Origin of the sequence: Streptomyces sp. NBC_00523 (assembly GCF_036346615.1) — a bacterium.
GTDB lineage: Bacteria > Actinomycetota > Actinomycetes > Streptomycetales > Streptomycetaceae > Streptomyces.
In genome coordinates, this window is sequence record NZ_CP107836.1 from 1,457,039 (window position 1) to 1,476,282 (window position 19,244).

Genomic DNA, 19,244 nt, shown 5'->3' on the forward strand with positions numbered 1-19,244 from the left:
TTCCCGACTCTTCACTGAGACCGGTGCTCCCGGTTTTCGGCCGGGATCGATCACGGGCCACGGTACGCCGTGCGGGGTGTCCGCCGGACTCAGGGCGCGAGGACGTCCAGCTCGTGCAGGGCGCCGACAGCGATCTCCTTCGTCAGCCGCTCGGCCTCGTCGGCGTCGCCCGCGCGTACGGCCTCGGCGAGGCGTACGTGGAGGGTGACCGCCGCCGGATCGGGGTCCTCGAACATCACCTGGTGGTGCGTGCGGCCCGCCAGGACCTCGGCGACCACGTCGCCCAGGCGCGCGAACATCTCGTTGCCGGAGGCGTTGAGGACGATGCGGTGGAAGGCGATGTCGTGTTCGAGGTAGCCCTCCAGCTGCTGGCCGCGCGAGGTGGCGACCATGCCGAGGGCGCGCTGGGTCAGCTCGGCACACTGCTCCGGGGTGGCGTGGCGGGCGGCGAGCGAGGCGGCGACCGGCTCGATCGCTGACCGCAGGACGGTGAGGGAGCGCAGCTGGCGGGGGCGGTCCGCGCCTGCCAGCCGCCACCGGATGACCTGGGGGTCGTACACGTTCCACGCCTCGGTGGGCCGTACGGTCACGCCGACGCGGCGGCGGGACTCGACCAGGTGCATGGACTCCAGGACCCGGATCACCTCGCGGACCACCGTGCGCGAGACGTCGAAGCGCTGGGCCAGCTCGTCGGTGCGCAGCACCTGGCCGGGCGGGTGCTCCCCGGCGGCGATCTCCAGGCCCAGGGTGTCCAGGACATGCGTGTGGAGCCCCTGGGCAGGTGTGGTCATGGATCCAGGGTACGGGGCCGCCCTCGGCGGCATTAAGTACGACGTTTATGTCACACCCTCTTGAATAAGTCGTACGTATAGGTTTCAGTGGCGCGACGGACCGATGTCGAGGAAGACATCGCAGAGACAGCGAGGCACCGCTATGAGCACCCCCCACGTCGTCGTGGTGATGGGCGTGGCAGGGACCGGCAAGACCACGATCGGCCCCCTGCTCGCCGACGCACTGGGCGTTCCGTACGCCGAGGGCGACGACTTCCATCCCCCGGCGAACATCGCCAAGATGTCGGCCGGCACCCCGCTGGACGACGCGGACCGGTGGCCCTGGCTCGACGCGATCGGGCAGTGGGCGCACGGCCGGGCGGGGCTCGGCGGGGTCGTCAGCAGCTCCGCGCTCAAGCGCGCCTACCGGGACCGGCTGCGCGCCGAGGCCCCGGGCGCGGTCTTCCTCCACCTGACCGGTGACCGGTCCCTGATCGAGGAGCGGATGGCGGGCCGCAAGGGCCACTTCATGCCGACCGCGCTCCTCGACTCCCAGTTCGCCACCCTCCAGCCGCTGGAGGACGACGAGGCCGGCGTCTCCGTGGACGTCTCCGGCACCCCCGAAGAAATCACCCAGCGAGCCGTCGCCGCGTTGCGGCGGCTCGACAGCTAAGGACCACCACCGTGACCAGTCTCAGCGTCGAGACGCTGGCAGCGGACGCCGTCGAACCGATCACCTCGGCCGGCAACGCGCAGTTGGGCATCGCCGTCCTGGCGGGCATCGCCGTCATCGTCCTGCTCATCACCAAGTTCAAGATGCACGCGTTCCTCGCGCTCACCATCGGCTCGCTGGCGCTCGGCTCCTTCGCCGGTGCCGCGCCGGCGAAGACGATAGCGAGCTTCACCGCGGGCCTCGGCTCCACCGTCGCGGGCGTCGGCGTCCTGATCGCGCTCGGCGCGATCCTGGGCAAGCTGCTCGCGGACTCCGGCGGCGCCGACCAGATCGTGGACACGATCCTGGCGCGGACGAGCAAGCGTGCCATGCCGTGGGCGATGGTCCTCATCGCCTCGATCATCGGCCTGCCGCTGTTCTTCGAGGTCGGGATCGTCCTGCTGATCCCGGTCGTGCTGCTCGTCGCCAAGCGCGGCAACTACTCCCTGATGCGCATCGGCATCCCGGCCCTGGCCGGCCTGTCCGTGATGCACGGCCTCATCCCGCCGCACCCCGGCCCGCTCGTCGCGATCGACGCGCTGGACGCCAACCTCGGCGTCACGCTGGCCCTCGGCGTGGTCGTCGCGATCCCGACGGTGATCCTGGCCGGACCGGTCTTCTCGCGTTACGCCGCCCGCTGGGTGGACATCAAGGCGCCGGAGAAGATGATCCCGCAGCGCCCCTCCGAGGACCTGGAGCGCCGCCCCGGCTTCGGCGCCACCCTCGCCACGATCCTGCTGCCCGTCGTGCTGATGCTGATCAAGGCGCTCGTGGACATCGTGGTGGACGACCCGGAGCAGGGGCTCCAGAAGGTCACGGACGTAATCGGCTCGCCGCTGATCGCGCTGCTCGCGGCCGTGATCGTCGGCATGTTCACGCTGGGCCGGGCGGCCGGCTTCACCAGGGCGCGGCTCTCCACCACCGTGGAGAAGTCGCTCGCCCCGATCGCCGGGGTGCTGCTCATCGTGGGCGCGGGCGGCGGCTTCAAGCAGACGCTGATCGACGCGGGCGTGGGCCAGATGATCCTGGACTTCTCCGAGGACTGGTCGATCCCCGCGCTGCTGCTCGGCTGGCTGATCGCGGTCGCGATCCGGCTGGCGACCGGCTCGGCGACCGTGGCGACGATCTCGGCGGCCGGTCTGGTCGCCCCGCTCGCGGCCGACATGTCGACCTCGCACGCGGCCCTGCTGGTCCTCGCCGTCGGCGCGGGATCGCTCTTCTTCAGCCATGTCAACGACGCCGGTTTCTGGCTGGTGAAGGAGTACTTCGGCATGGACGTGGGCCAGACGGTGAAGACCTGGTCGGTGATGGAGACGATCATCTCCGTGGTCTCGCTGGTGTTCATCCTGCTGCTGTCACTGGTCCTCTAGCCGGTCCTCCGCCCCGGGCGCCCACAGCGGGTGCTCGCGGCGGGCCCACTCCCGGCCCACCGACCCGGAGCGCATGCCGCGGCGTGCCTCCGGGTCGGCGTACGCCTTGGCGATGTGGCCGGCCAGCACGAGCCCGGCCGCGAGGGCCAGCCAGTCGTGGACGAAGGTCGCGGCGGTGCGCCACACCAGCGGGGCGAACCCGGTGAACCACATCAGGAGCCCGGTCCCGGCCATCACCAGCACCGCCCCGGCGATCCACGCCGCGTACAGCTTCTGCCCTGCGTTGAACTTCCCGGCCGGGCGCGCACCGGGCCGCCGGTCGCGCCGCAGGGCCGCCCGCAGCCAGGTCCGGTCGTGCGGCCCGAACCGGTTGAGCCGCCGCAGGTCCGCCCGCAACGGCCGCGCCGCGAGACCCGCGAGCAGCGGTACGGGGATGAGCAGACCGGACCACTCGTGCACGGTCACCACCAGGTGGCGGCGCCCGACGAGTTCGGCGAGCTGCGGCACGTACAGGCAGGCGGCCGAGGCCACACACAGCAGCGTCAGCGCGGCGGTGGCCCGGTGCACCAGGCGCACCGGGCGGGCGAACCGGTGGACCCGCCCGGCCGGTTCAGACGGTGGGGGCGTCCTCGCGGCCGTTGGACCGGCCGACCCAGGCGTCGACGTCATAACCGAGCTTCTCCCAGTAACCGGGGCGTACGGAGTCCGTGACGGTGATCCCGGAGAGCCATTTCGCCGACTTGTAGAAGTACATCGGGGCCACGTAGAGCCGTACCGGCCCGCCGTGCGCGTGGGACACCGGCGCGTCGTTCATCCGCAGCGCCACGAGCACGTCGGCGCGGCGGGCCTGGGCGAGGGTCAGGCTCTCGCTGTAGGTCCCGTCGAAGCAGGTGAAACGGACGGCCTTCGCCCCAGGCCGCACCCCGGCCGCGTCGAGCAGGGCGGAGAGCCGCACGCCCTCGAAGGCGGTCTGCGGCACCCGCCAGCCGGTGACGCACTGGACGTCCCGGACGGTCCGGGTCTGCTCCATGCCACGCAGGGCGTCGAGCGTGTACGTGGCCGGGCGGTCGACCAGCCCGTCGATCCTGAGCCGGTAGTCGGCGGCGCCCCTGGCCGGTACGGAGGAGGCCACGGAGTAGTAGCGGAAGCCGCCGCCGTTGGGCAGCAGTCCGGTGAGCCCCGTGGGGTCCTTGCCCGCGACCGCGCCCAGGCCCGATTCCAGGGTCCGTTGCAGCACCGGCGCGGCGACCAGTCCGGCGGCGCCGAGGCCCAGCATGGCCAGGACCACGCGGCGCCCGACGGGGGCGCCGACGCCGTCCGGGCCGTCGTCGGGTGGGCCGTCGTCGGGTGGGCCGTCGTCGGGTGGGGAACTGTTCACCCGACGATTCGAGCACCCGGGGCGCCCGGACGCCAGGGGCGGCGGCGGGCCGTCACCGTCCCGTCAGATTTTGCCGCGCGCCGGTCCGGGGCCGGGTGCCAGACTGACGCCCATGCCGAACCGTGAAGCGCTCAAGCCCTTCCTGCTCGCCTTCCCGGGCCCGCTGCGCGACCAGCTGGTCGCCGCGGTCCTGGACGGGCGGAAGGTGTCGACCTCCGGACTGCTCGTGGAGTACGAGATCGAGCAGGAGGAGCTGCCGCCGGTCGGCGAGCGGTCCGCCCTCATCGACTCGGACGGCCGGGAGATCGCCGTACTCGAAGTGACCGAGGTCCGGGTGCTGCCGCTGGCGGACGTGGACCTCCAGCACGCGCTGGACGAGGGCGAGGGCTATGCCTCGGTCGCCGAGTGGCGGGCGGGCCACGAGCGGTTCTGGCACAGCGAGGAGATGCGCGACGCGCTCGGCGACCCGGAGTTCACGGTGGACGACCGGACGATGATCGTCGCCGAGCGGTTCCGGGTGGTCGAGCGCATCGAGCCGGACGCGACCTAGGCCTCCTTCCGCTCCTCCCGGTCCGCGCCCTCCACCAGGCCCAGACGGCGGCGGAACGCGAGCAGCCGGGGATGGCGTTCGTGCAGCACGGCCGAGCGGCGGTCGAGTTCCTGGCCCAGGCGCTCGGCGCGCTTCTCGATGTCGAGCTCGTCCAGGATCCGGTCCACCTCGGCGAGCAGCGCCCCGTGCAGCTGCCACTTCCGGGGGTGCTCCTGGACGGCGGCCAGCAGCATGTCCGCCACCAGGTCGCGGGTCCTGCGGCTGGTGTCGAGCGCGTCGGTGAGCCGGTCCTCGGCCTCCTCGGCGCTGGCGGCGACCGGGGTCGTGATGAGCAGCGAGAAGCTCTCGATGGCCCCAGCCATCTGCTCGAACAGCTCCGTCATGTGGGTGGCGACCTCGGGCGGGAACTGCGGTGCGTCGCCCCGGTCCTTGGCGAGGTCGGTCAGGGTCCTGGACAGCACCCGGACGACGACGGCGCAGATCTCCAGCGTGTCCAGACCGGTCCGCAGCACCACCCGGTGCAGCAGCCCCTGCCGCACCCTCGGGTTGTACATGAGGCTTTCCTCGGCCTGCCGCAGCGAGGCGTCCACCTCCACGATGTCGTGGTCGAGCCGCCGGGCCCGGTGCAGCCGCTCGGCCGCCTCCGGGACGGTGACCGGGCGGGCGAGGTCGCTGCCCAGATCACGGAACATCTGCCCCATCTCGCGGGCCAGTCCGTCGATGGAGGCGCCCGCGGTCTGCACCCAGACGGGCGGGGCGAACAGCAGGTTGAACAGCAGGCCGACTCCGGCGCCGATCAGCGTCTCGAACACGCGCTCCCAGGCCATGCTGGACCGCGCGCTCCCCGAGGTGACCCCGAGGACGAGCATCGCGCTGATCGCCACCTCGGGGACGAACTCGTCCACCCGGACCAGTCTGCCGATGATCAGCGCCGTGAAGATGGTCAGCCCCAGGCTCCACCAGGACAGCCCGACCAGGGAGCTGAAGCCGCTCGCGATGAGGACGCCGACGACGACGGCCACCACACGCTTCACCGACATGTTGACGGTGGCGTAGAGGGTGACCTGCACGACGAGCAGCGCGGTCAGCGGTGCGGTCAGGGGTGCGGGCTCGGTCAGCGTCGCGGTCGCCACGGCATAGGCGATGACCGCGGCGCCCGTGGAGCGCAGGGTCTGCGCCGCCACGGGCTCCGTAGTGCGCCGGACGAGGTTGATGACGGGTTCGGCTACTCCTGGCATCTTCTTCCCATGCCCGGATAGGACCGCCTCCCCACGGTTCCGCCCCCGGAACCCCACCGGACGGACGCGCCCGGGGCGGCAAAGCCCTCAGCCGACCGCCTGCGCCGCCGCCCGGCCCGCCGCGCGGCCGGAGAAGATGCAGCCGCCCAGGAAGGTGCCCTCCAGCGAGCGGTAGCCGTGCACCCCGCCGCCGCCGAAGCCGGCCGCCTCCCCCGCCGCGTACACCCCGGGCAGCGGGGTGCCGTCCCCGGTCAGGACGCGCGAGGACAGGTCGGTCTGGAGGCCGCCGAGGGACTTGCGGGTCAGGATGTTCAGCCGTACGGCGATGAGCGGCCCGGCCTTCGGGTCGAGGATGCGGTGGGGCGCCGCCGTGCGGATCAGCTTGTCGCCGAGGTAGCTGCGGGCGCCCCGGATCGCGGTGATCTGGAGGTCCTTGGTGAAGGGGTTGGCGATCTCCCGGTCGCGGGCGGTGATCTCGCGGCGCAGCGCGTCCTCGTCGATGAGCCCGTCCCCGGTGAGCGCGTTCATGCCGCGCACGAGGGCGCCGAGGTCCTTCTCCACGACGAAGTCCGCCCCGTTGTCCATGAACGCCTTCACGGGGGCCGGGACGTCGGCGCGGGCGCGGCCGATCACGCCGCGGACGGACTTGCCGGTCAGGTCGGGGTTCTGTTCGGAGCCGGAGAGCGCGAACTCCTTGCCGATGATCTTCTGGTCGAGCACGAACCAGGTGTAGTCGTGGCCGGTGCGCATGATGTGTTCGAGGGTGCCCAGCGTGTCGAAGCCGGGGAAGAGCGGGACGGGCAGCCGCTTGCCGGTGGCGTCCAGCCAGAGCGAGGACGGGCCGGGCAGGATGCGGATGGCGTGCTTGTCCCAGATGGGGTTCCAGTTCTCGATGCCCTCGGTGTAGTGCCACATCCGGTCCCGGTTGATGTGGTGGGCGCCCGCCTTCTCGGCGACGCCGAGCATCAGCCCGTCGACGTGCGCGGGGACGCCGGAGAGCAGCTTGGCCGGTGGGGTGCCGAGTCGTTCGGGCCACTGGGCGCGTACGAGGTCGTGGTTGCCGCCGATGCCGCCGGAGGTGACGATCACCGCCTGGGCCCTGAGCTCGAAGGTGCCCGCGGTCTCCCGGCTGCTCGCGGTCCCGCGCGGCGCGGCGCTCGGCTCCAGTATCTCGCCGGTCACGGTGTCGACGGCGCCCCCGGTGCGGGCGAGGCCGGTGACCCGGTGGCGGAAGCGGAAGGTGACCAGGCCCTTGGCGACGCCTTCGCGGACCCGGCGTTCGAAGGGGGCGACGACGCCGGGTCCGGTGCCCCAGGTGATGTGGAAGCGGGGTACGGAGTTGCCGTGGCCGTTCGCGTCGTAGCCGCCGCGCTCGGCCCAGCCGACGACGGGGAAGAACCGCATGCCCTGGGCGTGCAGCCAGGAGCGCTTCTCACCGGCCGCGAAGTCGACGTACGCCTCGGCCCACTTGCGCGGCCAGTGGTCCTCCTCGCGGTCGAAGCCGGCCGTGCCCAGCCAGTCCTGGAGGGCCAGTTCCTGGCTGTCCTTGATGCGCATCCGGCGCTGTTCGGGCGAGTCCACGAGGAAGAGGCCGCCGAAGGACCAGTGCGCCTGGCCGCCGAGCGACTGCTCGGGCTCCTGGTCGAGCACGAGGACCGAGCGCCCCGCGTCCACCAGCTCCGCGGTGGCCACGAGCCCGGCGAGCCCCGCCCCGATCACGATCACATCAGCGTCGTACGCCATGGTTTCCATCCTTGTCGGGGCTCGCGAAGTTACTCGTGCGTCAGATCTTGGGCACCGCCCGTCCCCGCGTCAACCGCCCGGTCGTCCGCCCCGGTCGGCCGCGCCGTCGCCGCACCGGCCGGGGCGGGCGGTTATCGTCGGAACACATCACCCTCCTCCGGCCTGACGTGGGGTGGACAAGCGTGTCGGTGCTGGTCCTCGTGCTCGCCGTGACGGCCGCCTGCTGCCTGGGCTTCGGCTTCGTGTTCCAGCAGGCCGCCGCCGCGCACGCGCCCAAGCGCGACTATCTGACGTTCCGGCTGCTGCTCGACCTGATGAAGGTGCGCAGCTGGCTGGCGGGCATCGGGCTCATGGTGTGCGGCATGGTGCTGGGGGCGCTGGCGCTCGGCAAGGGCGAGGTCTCCGTCGTGGAGCCGCTGCTGGCGACGAACCTGCTCTTCGCGATGGCCCTGTCCCGGCACCGCACCGGCCAGCGCCTCGGCCGCCAGGGCTGGGCCGGGCTCTGGCTGCTGGCCCTCGGGGTCGCCGCGTTCCTGGTGGCGGGCGAGCCGAAGGGCGGCGAGGCGGTGTCGAGCCCGCTGCGGCACTGGCTGGTCGTCGGGGTGGTGGCCGGGCTCGCCCTGCTGCTGACCGCGGTCGCCAAGCGCCGCAGGTCGCGGTCGTCCCCGGCGCTGCTCGCGGTGGCGGCCGGACTGCTCTACGGCTTGCAGGACGCGCTGACCCGGGTGAGCGGCGAGCGCTTCTCGGAGGGCGGCTGGTCGGGCCTGCTGACGTCCTGGCAGCCGTACGTGGTGCTCGTGCTCGGGGTGACGGGCCTGCTGCTGGTGCAGAGCGCCTTCGAGACGGGGCCGCTGCGGATGTCGCTGCCCGCGCTGACGGCCGCCCAGCCGCTGGCCGGGATCGCCTGCGGGATCGGGTTCCTGGGCGACCAGGTGCGGACGGACGCGGGCGCGCTGGCCTGGCAGGCCGCGGGGCTGGCGGCGATCGTGACGGGCATCGTGCTGCTGGGGCTGCATCCGGCGATGCCGGAGGGCCCGGTGCGGCGCGGTACGCACAGCCTCCAGCAGCACTGAGCGCGGGGCGGTGCCGGGCCCGGCGGGGGCCTACTGCCGGGCGGCGGGCCTGCTGTTGGATGGCGGCATGAATCCTTCTGACGAGATCCTGGACATCGTCGACGAGAACGACGTGGTCGTGGGGCAGGCCCCGCGCGGCGAGGCGACCGCCCGGGGGCTGCGCCACCGGTGCGTCTTCATCGAGGCGCGGGACGCCGAGGGCCGGATCTTCGTGCACCGCAGGACCGCGACCAAGCTGGTGTTCCCCTCGCACTACGACATGTTCGTCGGCGGGGTGGTCGGCGCGGGCGAGAGCTACGACGAGGCCGCGCTCAGGGAGGCCGAGGAGGAGCTGGGCGTCTCGGGGCTCCCGCGCCCGGAACCGCTGTTCACCTTCCTGTACGAGGACGAGGGCGGCCACCACACCTGGTGGTCGGCGGTCTACCAGGTCAGGTGCGAGCTGCCGGTGAACCCGCAGGTGGAGGAGGTCGCCTGGCACACCTTCCTGGACGACGCGGAGCTGGAGCGGCGGATCGGCGACTGGCTGTGGGTGCCGGACGGGCTGGACTGCTACCGGCGGCTGCGGGCGTTCCGGGAAGCCGCCTGAGCCGGTCGGAAGCGAACGGGAAAGCGGCGGATATGACCGTCCGGCACATGGTGGGCGGATGAAGGAGCGGGGCTGGGTGCGTGCAGCTGCAAGGCGGAGGATTGAGGCAACGCGGAGCGTTGGTGATTGACGACAACGCCGCAGATGCGCGTGCCCAGCCCCGCGACGCCGCCCACCATGTGCCGGGCGGTCTAGGGTCCACCCGTGAACGAATTCGTACAGAGCCTGCGGCTGTGGTTCGCGCCGGAGCGCGTCCGGTCCGAGGGCGAGACCCCGGACTACCGCTTCTCGCTCGCCAACGAGCGGACCTTCCTCGCCTGGATCCGGACGGCGCTGGCCCTGATCGGCGGGGGCTTCGCGGTCGACCAGTTCCTGCCGGAGCTGTCCCGGGCGGTGCGTACGGGGCTGGCGCTCGCGCTGCTCGCGGCGGGTGTGCTGTGCGCGCTGCGGGCGGTCAACCACTGGGTGCGGTGCGAGCGGGCGATGCGGCGCGGCGAGGACCTGCCCGTCTCGCGGTTCCCGACGCTGCTGAGCATCGCGGTCGCCGTGGTGGCGGTGGCGATGGTGGTGGTGGTCCTCTTCGGCTGGGAGGGCCGGTGACCGCGGAGGAGCGCGACCCGGGGCTCCAGCCGGAGCGGACCCGGCTGGCGTGGCGGCGTACGACCCTGTCGTGCACGGTGGCCGCGGTGCTGGCCGTGCGGCAGACGCTGCACGGCGGGGCGACGGACACAGGGGTCATCGCGCTCTCGCTCAGCGCCCTCGCCTGGCTGGGGTTCCTGTGGGTCGCGAACCGCCGGGTGCAGTCCATGGGCGGCGCCCGGCCGCGGCCGATGGAGGCGGCGGGCGCGCTCACGGCCGCCGCGTGCACCGTGGCGCTGGCGGTGTTCGCGGCGGTGATGCTGTTCTGAGGGCGCCCCGCTCAGCCCTCGGGCGCGTCCCAGTCCACGGTGACGACGATCTTGCCCCGGGTCCGGCCCTCCGCGTTGAGCCGCTGGGCGGCCGCCGTCTCGGCCAGCGGGAAGACCCGGTCGACGTGGACCGTGACGATGCCCTGCTCGGCCAGTTCCGCGAGGTGCGCCAGGTCGGCGGCGTCGGGCCGGACGAACGCGTACCGGCCGCCGTACGAGAAGACCTCGGGATCCACGATGGAGGCGAGGCGTCCGTCCGGGGCCAGCGTGTCGGCGGAGGCGCGCAGGGCGTCCCCGCCCACCGTGTCGAAGGCCGCGTCGATGCCCTCGGGGGCCAGCTCCCGCAGCCGGTCCGCCAGCCCGTCCCCGTACGCCACGGGCTCCGCGCCGAGCGTGCGCAGGTGGTCGTGGTTGCGTTCGCTCGCGGTGCCGATGACGCGGCATCCGGCGTGCCGGGCGAGCTGGACGGCGAGTGAGCCGACGCCGCCCGCCGCCGCGTGGACGAGGACGGTGTCGCCCTCCTGGACGCGCAGGGTGCGGTGGAGCACCTGGTAGGCGGTGAGCCCGGCCAGGGGCAGGCCCGCCGCCTCCTCGAAGCTCAGCCGCAGGGGCTTGCGCGCGAGGGTGCGCACGGGCGCCGCCACGTACTCGGCGAAGGTCCCCCGGCTGAGGAAGTCCTCGCGCACATAGCCGATGACCTCGTCGCCCACCGCGAACTCGTCCACGGCGACGCCGGGCTGGACGACGACCCCCGAGACGTCCCAGCCGGGGATCACCGGGAAGACCGTGTCCAGGACGGAGTCGAGCTTGCCTTCCCGGGTCGCCCGGTCGACGGGGTTCACCGCGGCGGCCCGGACCTTGACCAGGACGGTGTCGGGGCCCACCTTCGGGTCGGGCCGCTCACCGTACTCGAGGACGTCCTCGTCGCCGAATCTGCTGTAGCTGATCGCCTTCATGCTCCGACCCTCAGGGCGGGCCGCGGCGCCCGCAACTCAGCCGGGTGTCACCAGCGGGGGATCGAGGGGGTGCGCCAGTCCGGCTCGGCCTTGCGCATCGCGGCGGCGTCGTCGCGCTCGCGCATCGTGCCGTCGTCGTCCAGCCAGCGGCGGTGCAGCGCGGCGAGCCGGTCCCGGTCGAGTTCGACGCCGAGCCCGGGGGCGTCGGAGACGGTGAGGCGGCCGTCCTCGAAGACGTGGCGGGCGGTGATGACGTCCTCGGTCTGCCAGGGGTAGTGGCTGTCGCAGGCGTAGTCCAGGTTGGGGACGGTGGCCGCGACGTGCGTCATCGCGGCGAGGCTGATCCCCAGGTGGGTGTTGGAGTGCATGGAGAGCCCGACGCCGTGCAGGCGGCAGATCGCGGCGAGTTCGCGGGTGCGGTGCAGCCCGCCCCAGTAGTGGTGGTCGGACAGGACGACCTGGACGGCGTCCCGGGCGAACGCCTCGGGGACCTCGGCGAGCGTCGTGACGCACATGTTGGTGGCCAGCGGCACCCCGGTGGCGGCCGAGACGGCGGCCATCGCGTCCGTGCCGCTCGCCGGGTCCTCCAGGTATTCGAGGACGTCCTTCAGCCGCTCGGCGACGTACAGCGAGGTCTCCACGGACCAGGCGCCGTTCGGGTCCAGGCGCAGCGGCTGCCCGGGGAACGCCTCGGCGAGCGCGCGGACGGCGGCGATCTCCTCGTCGGGCGGGAAGACGCCGCCCTTGAGCTTGAAGGAGGAGAAGCCGTGGTCCTGGGCGAACCGGCGGGCCTGGGCGACGACCCCGGCCGGGTCGAGCGCCGCGCCCCAGTCGTCGCGCTCCCCGCCGTCCGGGTGCTCCGCCCAGCGGTAGAAGAGGTACGCGCTGTACTCGACCCGGTCGCGGACCTTGCCGCCGAGCAGCGCGTGCACCGGGAGCCCGGTGGCCTTGCCGAGCGCGTCCAGGCAGGCCACCTCGAACCCGGAGACCACGGAGAGCCGCAGCTTGTCCGCGGTCTGGACGCCGCGCAGCCCGCCCGCGTCGACCCGCTCGTCGGCCGCCCGTGAATCGCCGCACACCTCGTCGGCCAGGGCGAACAGCCCGTTCACATCGCTGACCGGCCGTCCGGGCAGGGCGGCGGCCAGGGGCCGCGCGAGCTCCAGGTACTTGCCGTCGCCGTAGGTCTCCCCGATCCCGGTGACCCCGCCCCGGGTGACGACCTCCACGACGAGCCGGGGCGTGTACGGCTGGTGGACGCCCTGGGTGTTGAGCAGGGGCGGGTCGGCGATGAGGATCGGGGTCAGCCGGACGTCCTCGATGAGCAGCGCGGTATCCATACATGAACTCTATTCAGGGATGCGATCGAACGCCAGGGGCGGGGCGGTACTGGGACCGGAGACTCCGCATCCGGTTCCGGGGGCGCACTGGACGACATACCGACTGGTCGGCATCATGAGAGCGACCGTTCGCCCACCCCGGAGGTACGCACGATGAGCCACGTCCATCCGCCAGGTCTCGATCTCGACCGGCTGCGCGGACACCTGGACCGCGAGCGCCCGGGACTGGTGAGCGGACCGCTCGACGCCCGCGTCGTGGAGGGCGGCCGGTCGAATCTGACGTACCTGGTCACCGACGGAACCGGCCGCTGGGTCGTCCGCAGGCCTCCGCTGGGGCACGTCCTGGCCACCGCGCACGACATGAAGCGCGAGCACCGGGTGATCAGCGCCCTGCACCCGACGGCGGTCCCGGTCCCCGAACCGCTGCTGCTCTGCGAGGACGACGCGGTCATCGGCGCGCCGTTCTACGTCATGGAGTACGTGGAGGGCACCCCGTACCGCACGGCGGAGCAGCTGGCCCCGCTCGGCCCGGAGCGCACCCGCGCGGCGGTCCTCGCCCTGGTCGACACGCTGGTCGAGCTGCACGCCGTGGACCCCGGGGCGGTCGGGCTCGGCGACTTCGGGCGGCCGGAGGGCTTCCTGGACCGGCAGCTGCGCCGCTGGGGCAAGCAGCTGGCCGCCTCCCGCAACCGCGAGCTGCCCGGCATCGAGGAGCTGCACGCGGCGCTCGGCCGCGCGCTGCCCGTCTCCCCCGCGCCCACCGTGGTGCACGGCGACTACCGCCTGGACAACGCGCTGATCGGCGCCGACGACGAGATCAAGGCCGTCCTCGACTGGGAGATGTCCACGCTCGGCGACCCGCTCACCGACCTCGGGCTGCTCGTCATGTACAGCTCCGACCTGGGGCTGCCGGAGTCGCCGGTCTCCACGACCAGCGGCGCGCCCGGCCATCCGTCCCCCGCCGAGCTGATCGAGCGCTACGCGGCCCGGTCCGGCCGCGACACCTCCGCCATCTCCTGGTACACGGCCTTCGCCTGGTTCAAGCTCGCCGTGATCCTGGAGGGCATCCACTACCGCTACACGCTGGGCCAGACGGTCGGCGGCGGCTTCGACCGCATCGGCGATCTCGTCCCCGTCTTCATCGAGCACGGCCTCACCACCCTCCAGGAAGGCTGAACCCCCCATGGACTTCGCATTCGACGCCCGTACCGAGGAGCTGCGCACCCGGCTCCTCGCCTTCATGGACGAGCACGTCCACCCGGCCGAGCGGATCGCGGACGAGCAGCGCGCGGAGCTGGACTCGCCGTGGCAGACCCCGCGCATCGTGGAGGAGCTGAAGGCGGAGGCCCGCAGGCAGGGCCTGTGGAACCTCTTCCTGCCGGGCACGGAGCACGGGGCGGGGCTGAGCAACCTCCAGTACGCGCCGCTGGCGGAGATCACCGGCCGCTCGCCGCGTCTGGCGCCCACCGCGACGAACTGCGCGGCGCCGGACACCGGGAACATGGAGGTGCTGGCCGAGTTCGGCACGGACGAGCAGAAGAAGCGGTGGCTGGAACCGCTGCTGGCCGGGGAGATCCGGTCGGCCTTCGCCATGACGGAGCCGGAGGTCGCCTCCTCGGACGCGACCAACATCGAGACCCGGATCACCCGTGACGGCGGCGACTACGTCATCAACGGCCGCAAGTGGTACATCTCCGGGGCGATGAACCCGGACTGCGAGATCTTCATCGTGATGGGCAAGACGGATCCGGACGGCGCGGACATCCGCCGCCAGCAGTCGCAGATCCTGGTGCCCCGGGACACCCCCGGTCTGACGGTGAAGCGCGCCATGCGGGTGTACGGCTACGAGGACCACTGGCACGGCGGCCACGCGGAGGTCGTCTTCGAGGACGTGCGCGTTCCGGCGTCGAACCTGATCGGCGAGGAGGGCGGCGGCTTCGCCATCGCCCAGGCCCGGCTGGGTCCGGGGCGCATCCACCACTGCATGCGGCTCATCGGCATGGCGGAGCGGGCCATCGAGCTGATGTGCCGGCGCGCGGTCTCGCGTACGGCCTTCGGCAAGCCGCTGGCCCAGCAGGGTGTCGTGCAGAACTGGATCGCGGACGCCCGGGTCACCGTCGAGCAGCTGCGGCTGCTGGTGCTGAAGACGGCCTGGCTGATGGACACCGTCGGCAACCGGGGCGCGCACACGGAGATCCAGTCCATCAAGATCGCCACCCCGCGCGCGGTGGTCGCCATCCTCGACCAGGCGGTGCAGCTGCACGGCGCGGGCGGGGTGAGCCAGGACTTCCCGCTCGCCGAGCTGTGGGCCTCGGCCCGCACGCTCCGCCTCGCGGACGGCCCGGACGAGGTGCACCAGCGCTCGCTGGCCCGGCGGGAGATCAAGAAGTACCTGTAGCGCGTCAATAACCCCCGTACGGTACGTGGTCGGCCAGGGCCAGTTCGCGGGCGAAGGCCCGCACCCGCAGCAGGGTGCGGGCCAGCAGCCTGACCGGGAGGGAGCGGCGGCGGCCGTAGGCCACGGTCCACAGGGCGGGGATGCGGGTGGTGCTCTGGATGTGCGCCATGAATCCAGCTTGGCCCCGGTCCGGGAGGTGGTCCAACAGATGGATTCGCTGCCACCCATCGATAACGTAGATGGGGGCCGCTAGCGTGGGCGGATGGAGATTCGCCAGCTCCGCCACTTCATGGCGGTGATCACGCACGGCAGCTTCACCGCCGCCGCCCGCGCCGAGCTGATCGTGCAGTCGGCGCTGAGCACGTCCGTGCGCAACCTGGAACGGGAGCTGGGCGCCGAGCTCTTCGACCGCACCGGCCGCCGGGTGGTCCTCACCGAGGCGGGCCGGGCGCTGCTCCCCGCCGCGCGGACGGTGCTCGCGGGGACGGACGCCGCCCGGGACGCGGTGGCGGCCGTGTCGGGGCTGGCCACCGGGCGGGTCCGGGTCGGCACGATCCAGACGCTGACCTGCGTCGACCTGGCCGCCGAACTGGCCGCGTTCCACCGGCTGTGGCCCGGGGTGCAGATCTCACTGCGCGAGGCGACGACACCGGAGCTGGTGGCGGCGGTGCGCGCCGGGGAGCTGGACCTGGCCTATCTGGCGCCGGACACCGCGGAGCTGCCGGAGGGCGTCACCGCGTTCGCCACCTGGCACGAGGACCTGGTGCTGATCACCGCGCCCGGGCACCCGCTGGCGACGGCGGGGCGCACCCTGATCAAGGACCTCGCCGACGAGCCGTTCGTGGACTTCCGGGCGGGCACGGGCCTGGAGACGGCGGTGCGCAGGCTGGCCGCGCACTGCGGTCTGGAGCGCCGGATCACCTGTGACGTCACGCAGATCCGGCTGCTGGTCGACCTCGTCCGGGCGGGCATCGGGGTGGCGATCGTGCCGCGCCGGATCGGCGAGGACGCGGGGCTGCCGTGCGTGACCATCCGGCAGCCGGAGCCGGGCCGGACCGTGCTGCTGGTGGGCCGGGCGCCCCGGCCGCGCAACCCGGCGGCGGAGGCGCTGCTCGACCGCCTGTGCGGCCGGGAGCCCGTTACGGTCTGAGCGCCCGGAGCAGCAGGTCGGCCAGGTGGTCGGCGACCTCCTGCGGGGTGAGGGGGCCGTCCGGGCGGTACCAGGTCGACAGATGGTGGACCGAGCCGAAGTGGTAGTCCACGATGAGGTCCGCCGGGGTGGCGGTGGAGAAGACGCCGCTGCGCTGGCCCTCCTCGACCAGGGCGCGGAAGCGCTCGTGGTAGCGCCGCCGCTCGCCCCGTACCTGCTTGTTCTTCTCCGGGCTCAGGTGATGCATGGAGCGGAAGAAGATCGAGGCGTCGTCCAGGTTCTCGATGGTGGTGACGACCACGTCGGCCGCCGCGTCGCGCAGCCGCTGCTCGATGGGCGCCTCGGCGTTCGCGAAGGCGTCGAGCCGCTCCTGCTGGAGGCGCAGCACCCGGGCGTACACCTCCTGGAGCAGGTCCTCCTTGGAGCCGAAGTAGTGGTACAGCGCCCCCTTGGTGACTCCGGCCGCCTCCACGATCTCCTGCACCGAGGTGCGGTCGTAGCCCTGCTCGGCGAAGAGCCGGGTGGCGGCGGCCAGCAGTCGCTGGGGGACGGGGGTGCCGCTCCCGTCCGTCTCCTTGGCCATAGCCGCCGCCTTCCTTCCGTACGTACGCGTAGGTCTGTGCTAGCGGGCTGAACGCAGTTCCCGCCTGAGGATCTTCCCACTTGCCGTCTTGGGCAGCTCGGCCAGGATCTCGACCTCGCGCGGGTACTTGTAGGCGGCGAGCCGTTCCTTGCAGTACGCGCCCAGCTCGTCCGGCTCCACCGACGCGCCGGGGCGCAGGCTGACGTAGGCCCGGACGGTCTCGCCCCGGTAGGCGTCGGGCATGCCGACGACGGCGGCCTCGCGGACGGCCGGGTGCGTGTAGAGGACGTCCTCCACCTCGCGGGGCCACACCTTGAAGCCGGAGGCGTTGATCATGTCCTTCTTGCGGTCGACCACGTAGAGCCAGCCCTCGCGGTCCATGAAGCCGATGTCGCCGGTGCGCAGCTCGCCGTCGGGGAAGGCGGCCGCGGTGGCCTCGGGCAGTCCCCAGTAGCCGGAGACGACCTGCGGGCCGCGCACCGCGATCTCGCCCTGCTCCCCGAAGGGCACCTCCGCGCCGTTCTCGTCCAGGATGCGGACGACGGTGTCGGGGCCCGGCACGCCGACCGAGAGGGTGCCGGAGCCCGGGTCGACGGGCGCCTCGCGCTCCGGGGGCACGGAGGCGCAGGGGGCGGTGCACTCGGTGAGGCCGTAGCCGTTGCGTATGTACGGGCCGAGGCCCGCCCGGAACTGCTCCACGAGCGCGGGCGGCAGCGGCGCGCCGCCGGAGGAGATGACCTGGAAGGACGCGAAGTGCCCGGGCGTCACGCCGGGCGTGGCGGCCAGCGCCATGAAGGCGGTGGAGGGCCCGACGGTGTACGCGGGGCGGTGCTCGGCGAAGGCGTCGAGGACGACCCCGGGGTGGAAACGGTAGGCGAGGACGAGGGTGCCCGCGTTGGTGAGGCAGGCGGCCAGCTGGCAGACCATGCCGGTGATGTGGAAGAGCGGGGCCAGCGCGAAGTAGGCGGCGCCCCCGGGGACGGGGTGGCCGGTGCGCTGGCGTTCGGCGTTGACCATGATGTTGCCGTGGGAGTTCAGCGCGCCCTTGGGGGTGCCGCTGGTCCCGGAGGTGTAGCTGATCAGCGCGGTGTCGGAAGCGGTGAGCTCCCGTCCGGCGGGCGCGGGGAGGCCCTGGCGGGCGACGGCGACCAGGTCGTCGGCGTCCCCGGCGACCGGCAGCCGCTCGAAGTTGAGGACCCGCTCGTCGTTCTGCGTCTGGAGGTCCAGCTCGCAGGCGGTGAGCGCGATCCGGACGCCGGGCGCGGCCGCTGCGGTGTCCCGGAGATACGCCTCCCAGGCCCGGTCCGAGCAGATCAGGACGGTGACCTGGGCGTCCTTGAGGACGTGGCCGACCTCGGCGGACTTGTACATCGGGTTGAGCGGGACGACGGTGGCCCCGGCCTTCCAGGCGCCGAGGAGCGCGAGAACGAACTGCGGGGAGTTCTGGAGCATGATCGCGACCCGGTCGCCGCGCTCCAGGCCCCGGGCGGCGAGGTGGCCGGCCACGGAGTCGGAGAGCTCGTCCGTCTCGCGGTAGGTGAGGCGTCCGTCGAAGTAGGCGAGCGCCGGGTGGTCCGGGGCGCGGTCCACGGACGCGCGGAAGGCGTGCACCAGGGTCTCGGCGGGGTGGACGGGGGCCCGCTGGGCCTCGCTGAGCAGCGGGAGCCAGGGCTTCGCCGCGTAGATGGACTCGGTCATGCTCCGGTCTCCTCCCAGGTGCGCTGAAGGCGGTTCATGCCGCGGATCCAGCGATCGGTGTCGGCGGCCCTGGCTTCGTAGTAGCGGCCGACCTCGGGGTGCGGCAGGACCAGGAAGCGGTCGTTCGCCATGGCGTCGAACAGGGCGTCCGCGACGGCCTCGGGCTCGATGGCGCCGGGGGCGAGGACGAGCTCGCCGGCCGATCCGGCGGCGGTGAGCATGTCCGTACGCACGCCCTGCGGGCAGATCGCGTGGACCTTCACGCCCCGGTGCCGGTAGGTCAGCGACAGCCACTCCGCGAAGGCGACCGCGCCGTGCTTGGTGACGCTGTACGGGGCGGCGCCGATCATGGTGAGCAGCCCGGCGGCGGAGGCGGTGGAGACGAACCGGCCGCTGCCGCGTTCCAGCCAGTCCGGAAGCAGCGCGCGGGCCGCCCGGACATGGGCCATCACGTTGACGTCCCAGGCCGCGGCCCAGACCTCCTCGTCGGCCATCGGGTCGCCGGGCGAGGCGAGGCCCGCGTTGGCGCAGTACACGTCGATGGTGCCGTCCAGGGCGTCCCGGGCGGTGTCCACGATCCGGGAGGCGTCCCCGGCGACGGCGGTGGCGCCGATCTCGTCGGCGAGCGCCTCGATCCGGGACGCGTCGAGGTCGTTGACGACGACCCGTGCGCCCTCGGCGGCGAATCTGCGGGCGAGGGCGGCGCCGATGCCGCCTCCGGCCCCGGTGACCACTACGCCAGCGCCCTGCACCGTACTCATCGCTCTCGCACCTCTCAGCCGACTGCACCGGCA

21 protein-coding genes are annotated in these 19,244 nt (G+C 72.8%); 10 read left to right on the forward strand and 11 right to left on the reverse strand.

The window, feature by feature from the left end; all coding sequences use genetic code 11:
- Window positions 1–89: 89 nt before the first annotated feature.
- Window positions 90–791 carry a FadR/GntR family transcriptional regulator gene (locus tag OHS17_RS06510; RefSeq protein WP_330311401.1) on the reverse strand — a complete coding sequence of 234 codons (702 nt, stop codon included), beginning with the start codon at window positions 789–791 and terminating at the stop codon, window positions 90–92.
- Between the two features lie 142 nt (window positions 792–933).
- Between OHS17_RS06510 and OHS17_RS06515 the strand changes: the two genes are divergently transcribed.
- Both OHS17_RS06515 and OHS17_RS06520 read left to right on the forward strand, forming a co-directional pair.
- Window positions 934–1,443, forward strand: a complete 510-nt coding sequence (locus OHS17_RS06515; RefSeq protein ID WP_073968014.1) for a gluconokinase — start codon at window positions 934–936, stop codon at window positions 1,441–1,443.
- Between the two features lie 11 nt (window positions 1,444–1,454).
- Window positions 1,455–2,852, forward strand: coding sequence for a GntP family permease (locus OHS17_RS06520; RefSeq protein WP_161207200.1), 1,398 nt, complete (start codon window positions 1,455–1,457; stop codon window positions 2,850–2,852).
- On the opposite strand, the gene OHS17_RS06525 is transcribed toward OHS17_RS06520, so the two are convergent.
- Both OHS17_RS06525 and OHS17_RS06530 read right to left on the reverse strand, forming a co-directional pair.
- Window positions 2,838–3,521, reverse strand: coding sequence for a cytochrome b/b6 domain-containing protein (locus OHS17_RS06525; RefSeq protein WP_330311402.1), 684 nt, complete (start codon window positions 3,519–3,521; stop codon window positions 2,838–2,840). The two genes, OHS17_RS06520 and OHS17_RS06525, sit on opposite strands and share 15 nt — an antisense overlap.
- A complete protein-coding gene (locus OHS17_RS06530) occupies window positions 3,463–4,230 on the reverse strand; it encodes a molybdopterin-dependent oxidoreductase (RefSeq protein WP_330311403.1) in 768 nt (255 codons plus the stop codon). Before OHS17_RS06530 ends, OHS17_RS06525 begins: the two co-directional genes overlap by 59 nt.
- A gap of 112 nt (window positions 4,231–4,342) precedes the next feature.
- Here OHS17_RS06530 and OHS17_RS06535 point away from each other — a divergent pair, with 112 nt between their 5' ends.
- Window positions 4,343–4,780, forward strand: a complete 438-nt coding sequence (locus OHS17_RS06535; RefSeq protein WP_330311404.1) for an ASCH domain-containing protein — start codon at window positions 4,343–4,345, stop codon at window positions 4,778–4,780.
- Here the strand turns inward: OHS17_RS06535 and OHS17_RS06540 are convergent.
- On the reverse strand, window positions 4,777–6,018 hold the full coding sequence (locus OHS17_RS06540) for an FUSC family protein (RefSeq protein WP_330311405.1): 1,242 nt from the start codon (window positions 6,016–6,018) through the stop codon (window positions 4,777–4,779). The two genes, OHS17_RS06535 and OHS17_RS06540, sit on opposite strands and share 4 nt — an antisense overlap.
- 87 nt (window positions 6,019–6,105) lie before the next feature.
- Window positions 6,106–7,761, reverse strand: coding sequence for an FAD-binding dehydrogenase (locus tag OHS17_RS06545; RefSeq protein ID WP_330311406.1), 1,656 nt, complete (start codon window positions 7,759–7,761; stop codon window positions 6,106–6,108).
- Window positions 7,762–7,943: 182 nt separating this feature from the next.
- Here OHS17_RS06545 and OHS17_RS06550 point away from each other — a divergent pair, with 182 nt between their 5' ends.
- The 4 genes from OHS17_RS06550 (at window position 7,944) to OHS17_RS06565 (ending at window position 10,328) form a co-directional block, all read left to right on the forward strand.
- The gene (locus OHS17_RS06550) at window positions 7,944–8,834 is read left to right on the forward strand and encodes a DMT family transporter (RefSeq protein ID WP_330315171.1); all 891 of its coding nucleotides are present in this window, start codon (window positions 7,944–7,946) and stop codon (window positions 8,832–8,834) included.
- A 67-nt stretch (window positions 8,835–8,901) separates the two neighbouring features.
- A complete protein-coding gene (locus tag OHS17_RS06555) occupies window positions 8,902–9,420 on the forward strand; it encodes an NUDIX domain-containing protein (RefSeq protein ID WP_020207447.1) in 519 nt (172 codons plus the stop codon).
- A gap of 204 nt (window positions 9,421–9,624) precedes the next feature.
- Window positions 9,625–10,020: a YidH family protein gene (locus tag OHS17_RS06560; protein ID WP_018103676.1), complete on the forward strand. Its 396-nt coding sequence runs from the start codon at window positions 9,625–9,627 to the stop codon at window positions 10,018–10,020.
- Window positions 10,017–10,328, forward strand: coding sequence for a DUF202 domain-containing protein (locus tag OHS17_RS06565; RefSeq protein WP_330311407.1), 312 nt, complete (start codon window positions 10,017–10,019; stop codon window positions 10,326–10,328). The genes OHS17_RS06560 and OHS17_RS06565 overlap by 4 nt, the downstream gene beginning before the upstream one ends.
- Window positions 10,329–10,339: 11 nt before the next feature.
- Here OHS17_RS06565 and OHS17_RS06570 read toward each other — a convergent pair whose 3' ends face one another.
- Together OHS17_RS06570 and OHS17_RS06575 are read right to left on the reverse strand one after the other, a co-directional pair.
- A complete protein-coding gene (locus tag OHS17_RS06570; RefSeq protein WP_330311408.1) occupies window positions 10,340–11,284 on the reverse strand; it encodes an NADP-dependent oxidoreductase in 945 nt (314 codons plus the stop codon).
- 47 nt (window positions 11,285–11,331) lie between these two features.
- On the reverse strand, window positions 11,332–12,621 hold the full coding sequence (locus OHS17_RS06575) for a glucarate dehydratase family protein (RefSeq protein ID WP_330311409.1): 1,290 nt from the start codon (window positions 12,619–12,621) through the stop codon (window positions 11,332–11,334).
- 153 nt (window positions 12,622–12,774) lie between these two features.
- On the opposite strand from OHS17_RS06575, the gene OHS17_RS06580 reads away from it, so the two are divergent.
- Together OHS17_RS06580 and OHS17_RS06585 are read left to right on the forward strand one after the other, a co-directional pair.
- On the forward strand, window positions 12,775–13,797 hold the full coding sequence (locus OHS17_RS06580) for a phosphotransferase family protein (protein ID WP_161207189.1): 1,023 nt from the start codon (window positions 12,775–12,777) through the stop codon (window positions 13,795–13,797).
- A 7-nt stretch (window positions 13,798–13,804) separates the two neighbouring features.
- Complete coding sequence (locus tag OHS17_RS06585; protein ID WP_330311410.1) at window positions 13,805–15,019, forward strand: acyl-CoA dehydrogenase family protein; 1,215 nt, start codon at window positions 13,805–13,807, stop codon at window positions 15,017–15,019.
- A gap of 4 nt (window positions 15,020–15,023) precedes the next feature.
- Here OHS17_RS06585 and OHS17_RS06590 read toward each other — a convergent pair whose 3' ends face one another.
- Entirely contained in the window at window positions 15,024–15,188 is a 165-nt protein-coding gene (locus tag OHS17_RS06590; RefSeq protein ID WP_018103670.1) for a hypothetical protein, read from the reverse strand.
- A 93-nt stretch (window positions 15,189–15,281) separates the two neighbouring features.
- On the opposite strand from OHS17_RS06590, the gene OHS17_RS06595 reads away from it, so the two are divergent.
- A complete protein-coding gene (locus tag OHS17_RS06595) occupies window positions 15,282–16,169 on the forward strand; it encodes a LysR family transcriptional regulator (protein WP_330311411.1) in 888 nt (295 codons plus the stop codon).
- On the opposite strand, the gene OHS17_RS06600 is transcribed toward OHS17_RS06595, so the two are convergent.
- Genes OHS17_RS06600 through OHS17_RS06610 form a run of 3 tightly spaced genes read right to left on the reverse strand, consistent with a single transcriptional unit; the run spans window position 16,159 to window position 19,211 of the window.
- Window positions 16,159–16,752, reverse strand: coding sequence for a TetR/AcrR family transcriptional regulator (locus OHS17_RS06600; RefSeq protein WP_018103668.1), 594 nt, complete (start codon window positions 16,750–16,752; stop codon window positions 16,159–16,161). The two genes, OHS17_RS06595 and OHS17_RS06600, sit on opposite strands and share 11 nt — an antisense overlap.
- A 39-nt stretch (window positions 16,753–16,791) precedes the next feature.
- Window positions 16,792–18,450 (reverse strand): AMP-binding protein, encoded by a 1,659-nt coding sequence (locus tag OHS17_RS06605; RefSeq protein ID WP_330311412.1) that lies wholly within the window; start codon window positions 18,448–18,450, stop codon window positions 16,792–16,794.
- Window positions 18,447–19,211: an SDR family oxidoreductase gene (locus OHS17_RS06610; RefSeq protein WP_330311413.1), complete on the reverse strand. Its 765-nt coding sequence runs from the start codon at window positions 19,209–19,211 to the stop codon at window positions 18,447–18,449. Before OHS17_RS06610 ends, OHS17_RS06605 begins: the two co-directional genes overlap by 4 nt.
- Between the last annotated feature and the right edge of the window lie 33 nt (window positions 19,212–19,244).

Coding starts and splice junctions, on each gene's coding strand:
- OHS17_RS06535 (WP_330311404.1), top strand. CDS start 4,343: ATGCCGAACCGTGAAGCGCTCAAGCCCTTCCTGCTCGCCTTCCCGGGC.
- OHS17_RS06580 (WP_161207189.1), top strand. CDS start 12,775: ATGAGCCACGTCCATCCGCCAGGTCTCGATCTCGACCGGCTGCGCGGA.
- OHS17_RS06510 (WP_330311401.1), bottom strand. CDS start 791: ATGACCACACCTGCCCAGGGGCTCCACACGCATGTCCTGGACACCCTG.
- OHS17_RS06515 (WP_073968014.1), top strand. CDS start 934: ATGAGCACCCCCCACGTCGTCGTGGTGATGGGCGTGGCAGGGACCGGC.
- OHS17_RS06540 (WP_330311405.1), bottom strand. CDS start 6,018: ATGCCAGGAGTAGCCGAACCCGTCATCAACCTCGTCCGGCGCACTACG.
- OHS17_RS06600 (WP_018103668.1), bottom strand. CDS start 16,752: ATGGCCAAGGAGACGGACGGGAGCGGCACCCCCGTCCCCCAGCGACTG.
- OHS17_RS06605 (WP_330311412.1), bottom strand. CDS start 18,450: ATGACCGAGTCCATCTACGCGGCGAAGCCCTGGCTCCCGCTGCTCAGC.
- OHS17_RS06610 (WP_330311413.1), bottom strand. CDS start 19,211: ATGAGTACGGTGCAGGGCGCTGGCGTAGTGGTCACCGGGGCCGGAGGC.
- OHS17_RS06585 (WP_330311410.1), top strand. CDS start 13,805: ATGGACTTCGCATTCGACGCCCGTACCGAGGAGCTGCGCACCCGGCTC.
- OHS17_RS06575 (WP_330311409.1), bottom strand. CDS start 12,621: ATGGATACCGCGCTGCTCATCGAGGACGTCCGGCTGACCCCGATCCTC.
- OHS17_RS06570 (WP_330311408.1), bottom strand. CDS start 11,284: ATGAAGGCGATCAGCTACAGCAGATTCGGCGACGAGGACGTCCTCGAG.
- OHS17_RS06525 (WP_330311402.1), bottom strand. CDS start 3,521: ATGACGTCGACGCCTGGGTCGGCCGGTCCAACGGCCGCGAGGACGCCC.
- OHS17_RS06545 (WP_330311406.1), bottom strand. CDS start 7,761: ATGGCGTACGACGCTGATGTGATCGTGATCGGGGCGGGGCTCGCCGGG.
- OHS17_RS06590 (WP_018103670.1), bottom strand. CDS start 15,188: ATGGCGCACATCCAGAGCACCACCCGCATCCCCGCCCTGTGGACCGTG.
- OHS17_RS06595 (WP_330311411.1), top strand. CDS start 15,282: ATGGAGATTCGCCAGCTCCGCCACTTCATGGCGGTGATCACGCACGGC.
- OHS17_RS06555 (WP_020207447.1), top strand. CDS start 8,902: ATGAATCCTTCTGACGAGATCCTGGACATCGTCGACGAGAACGACGTG.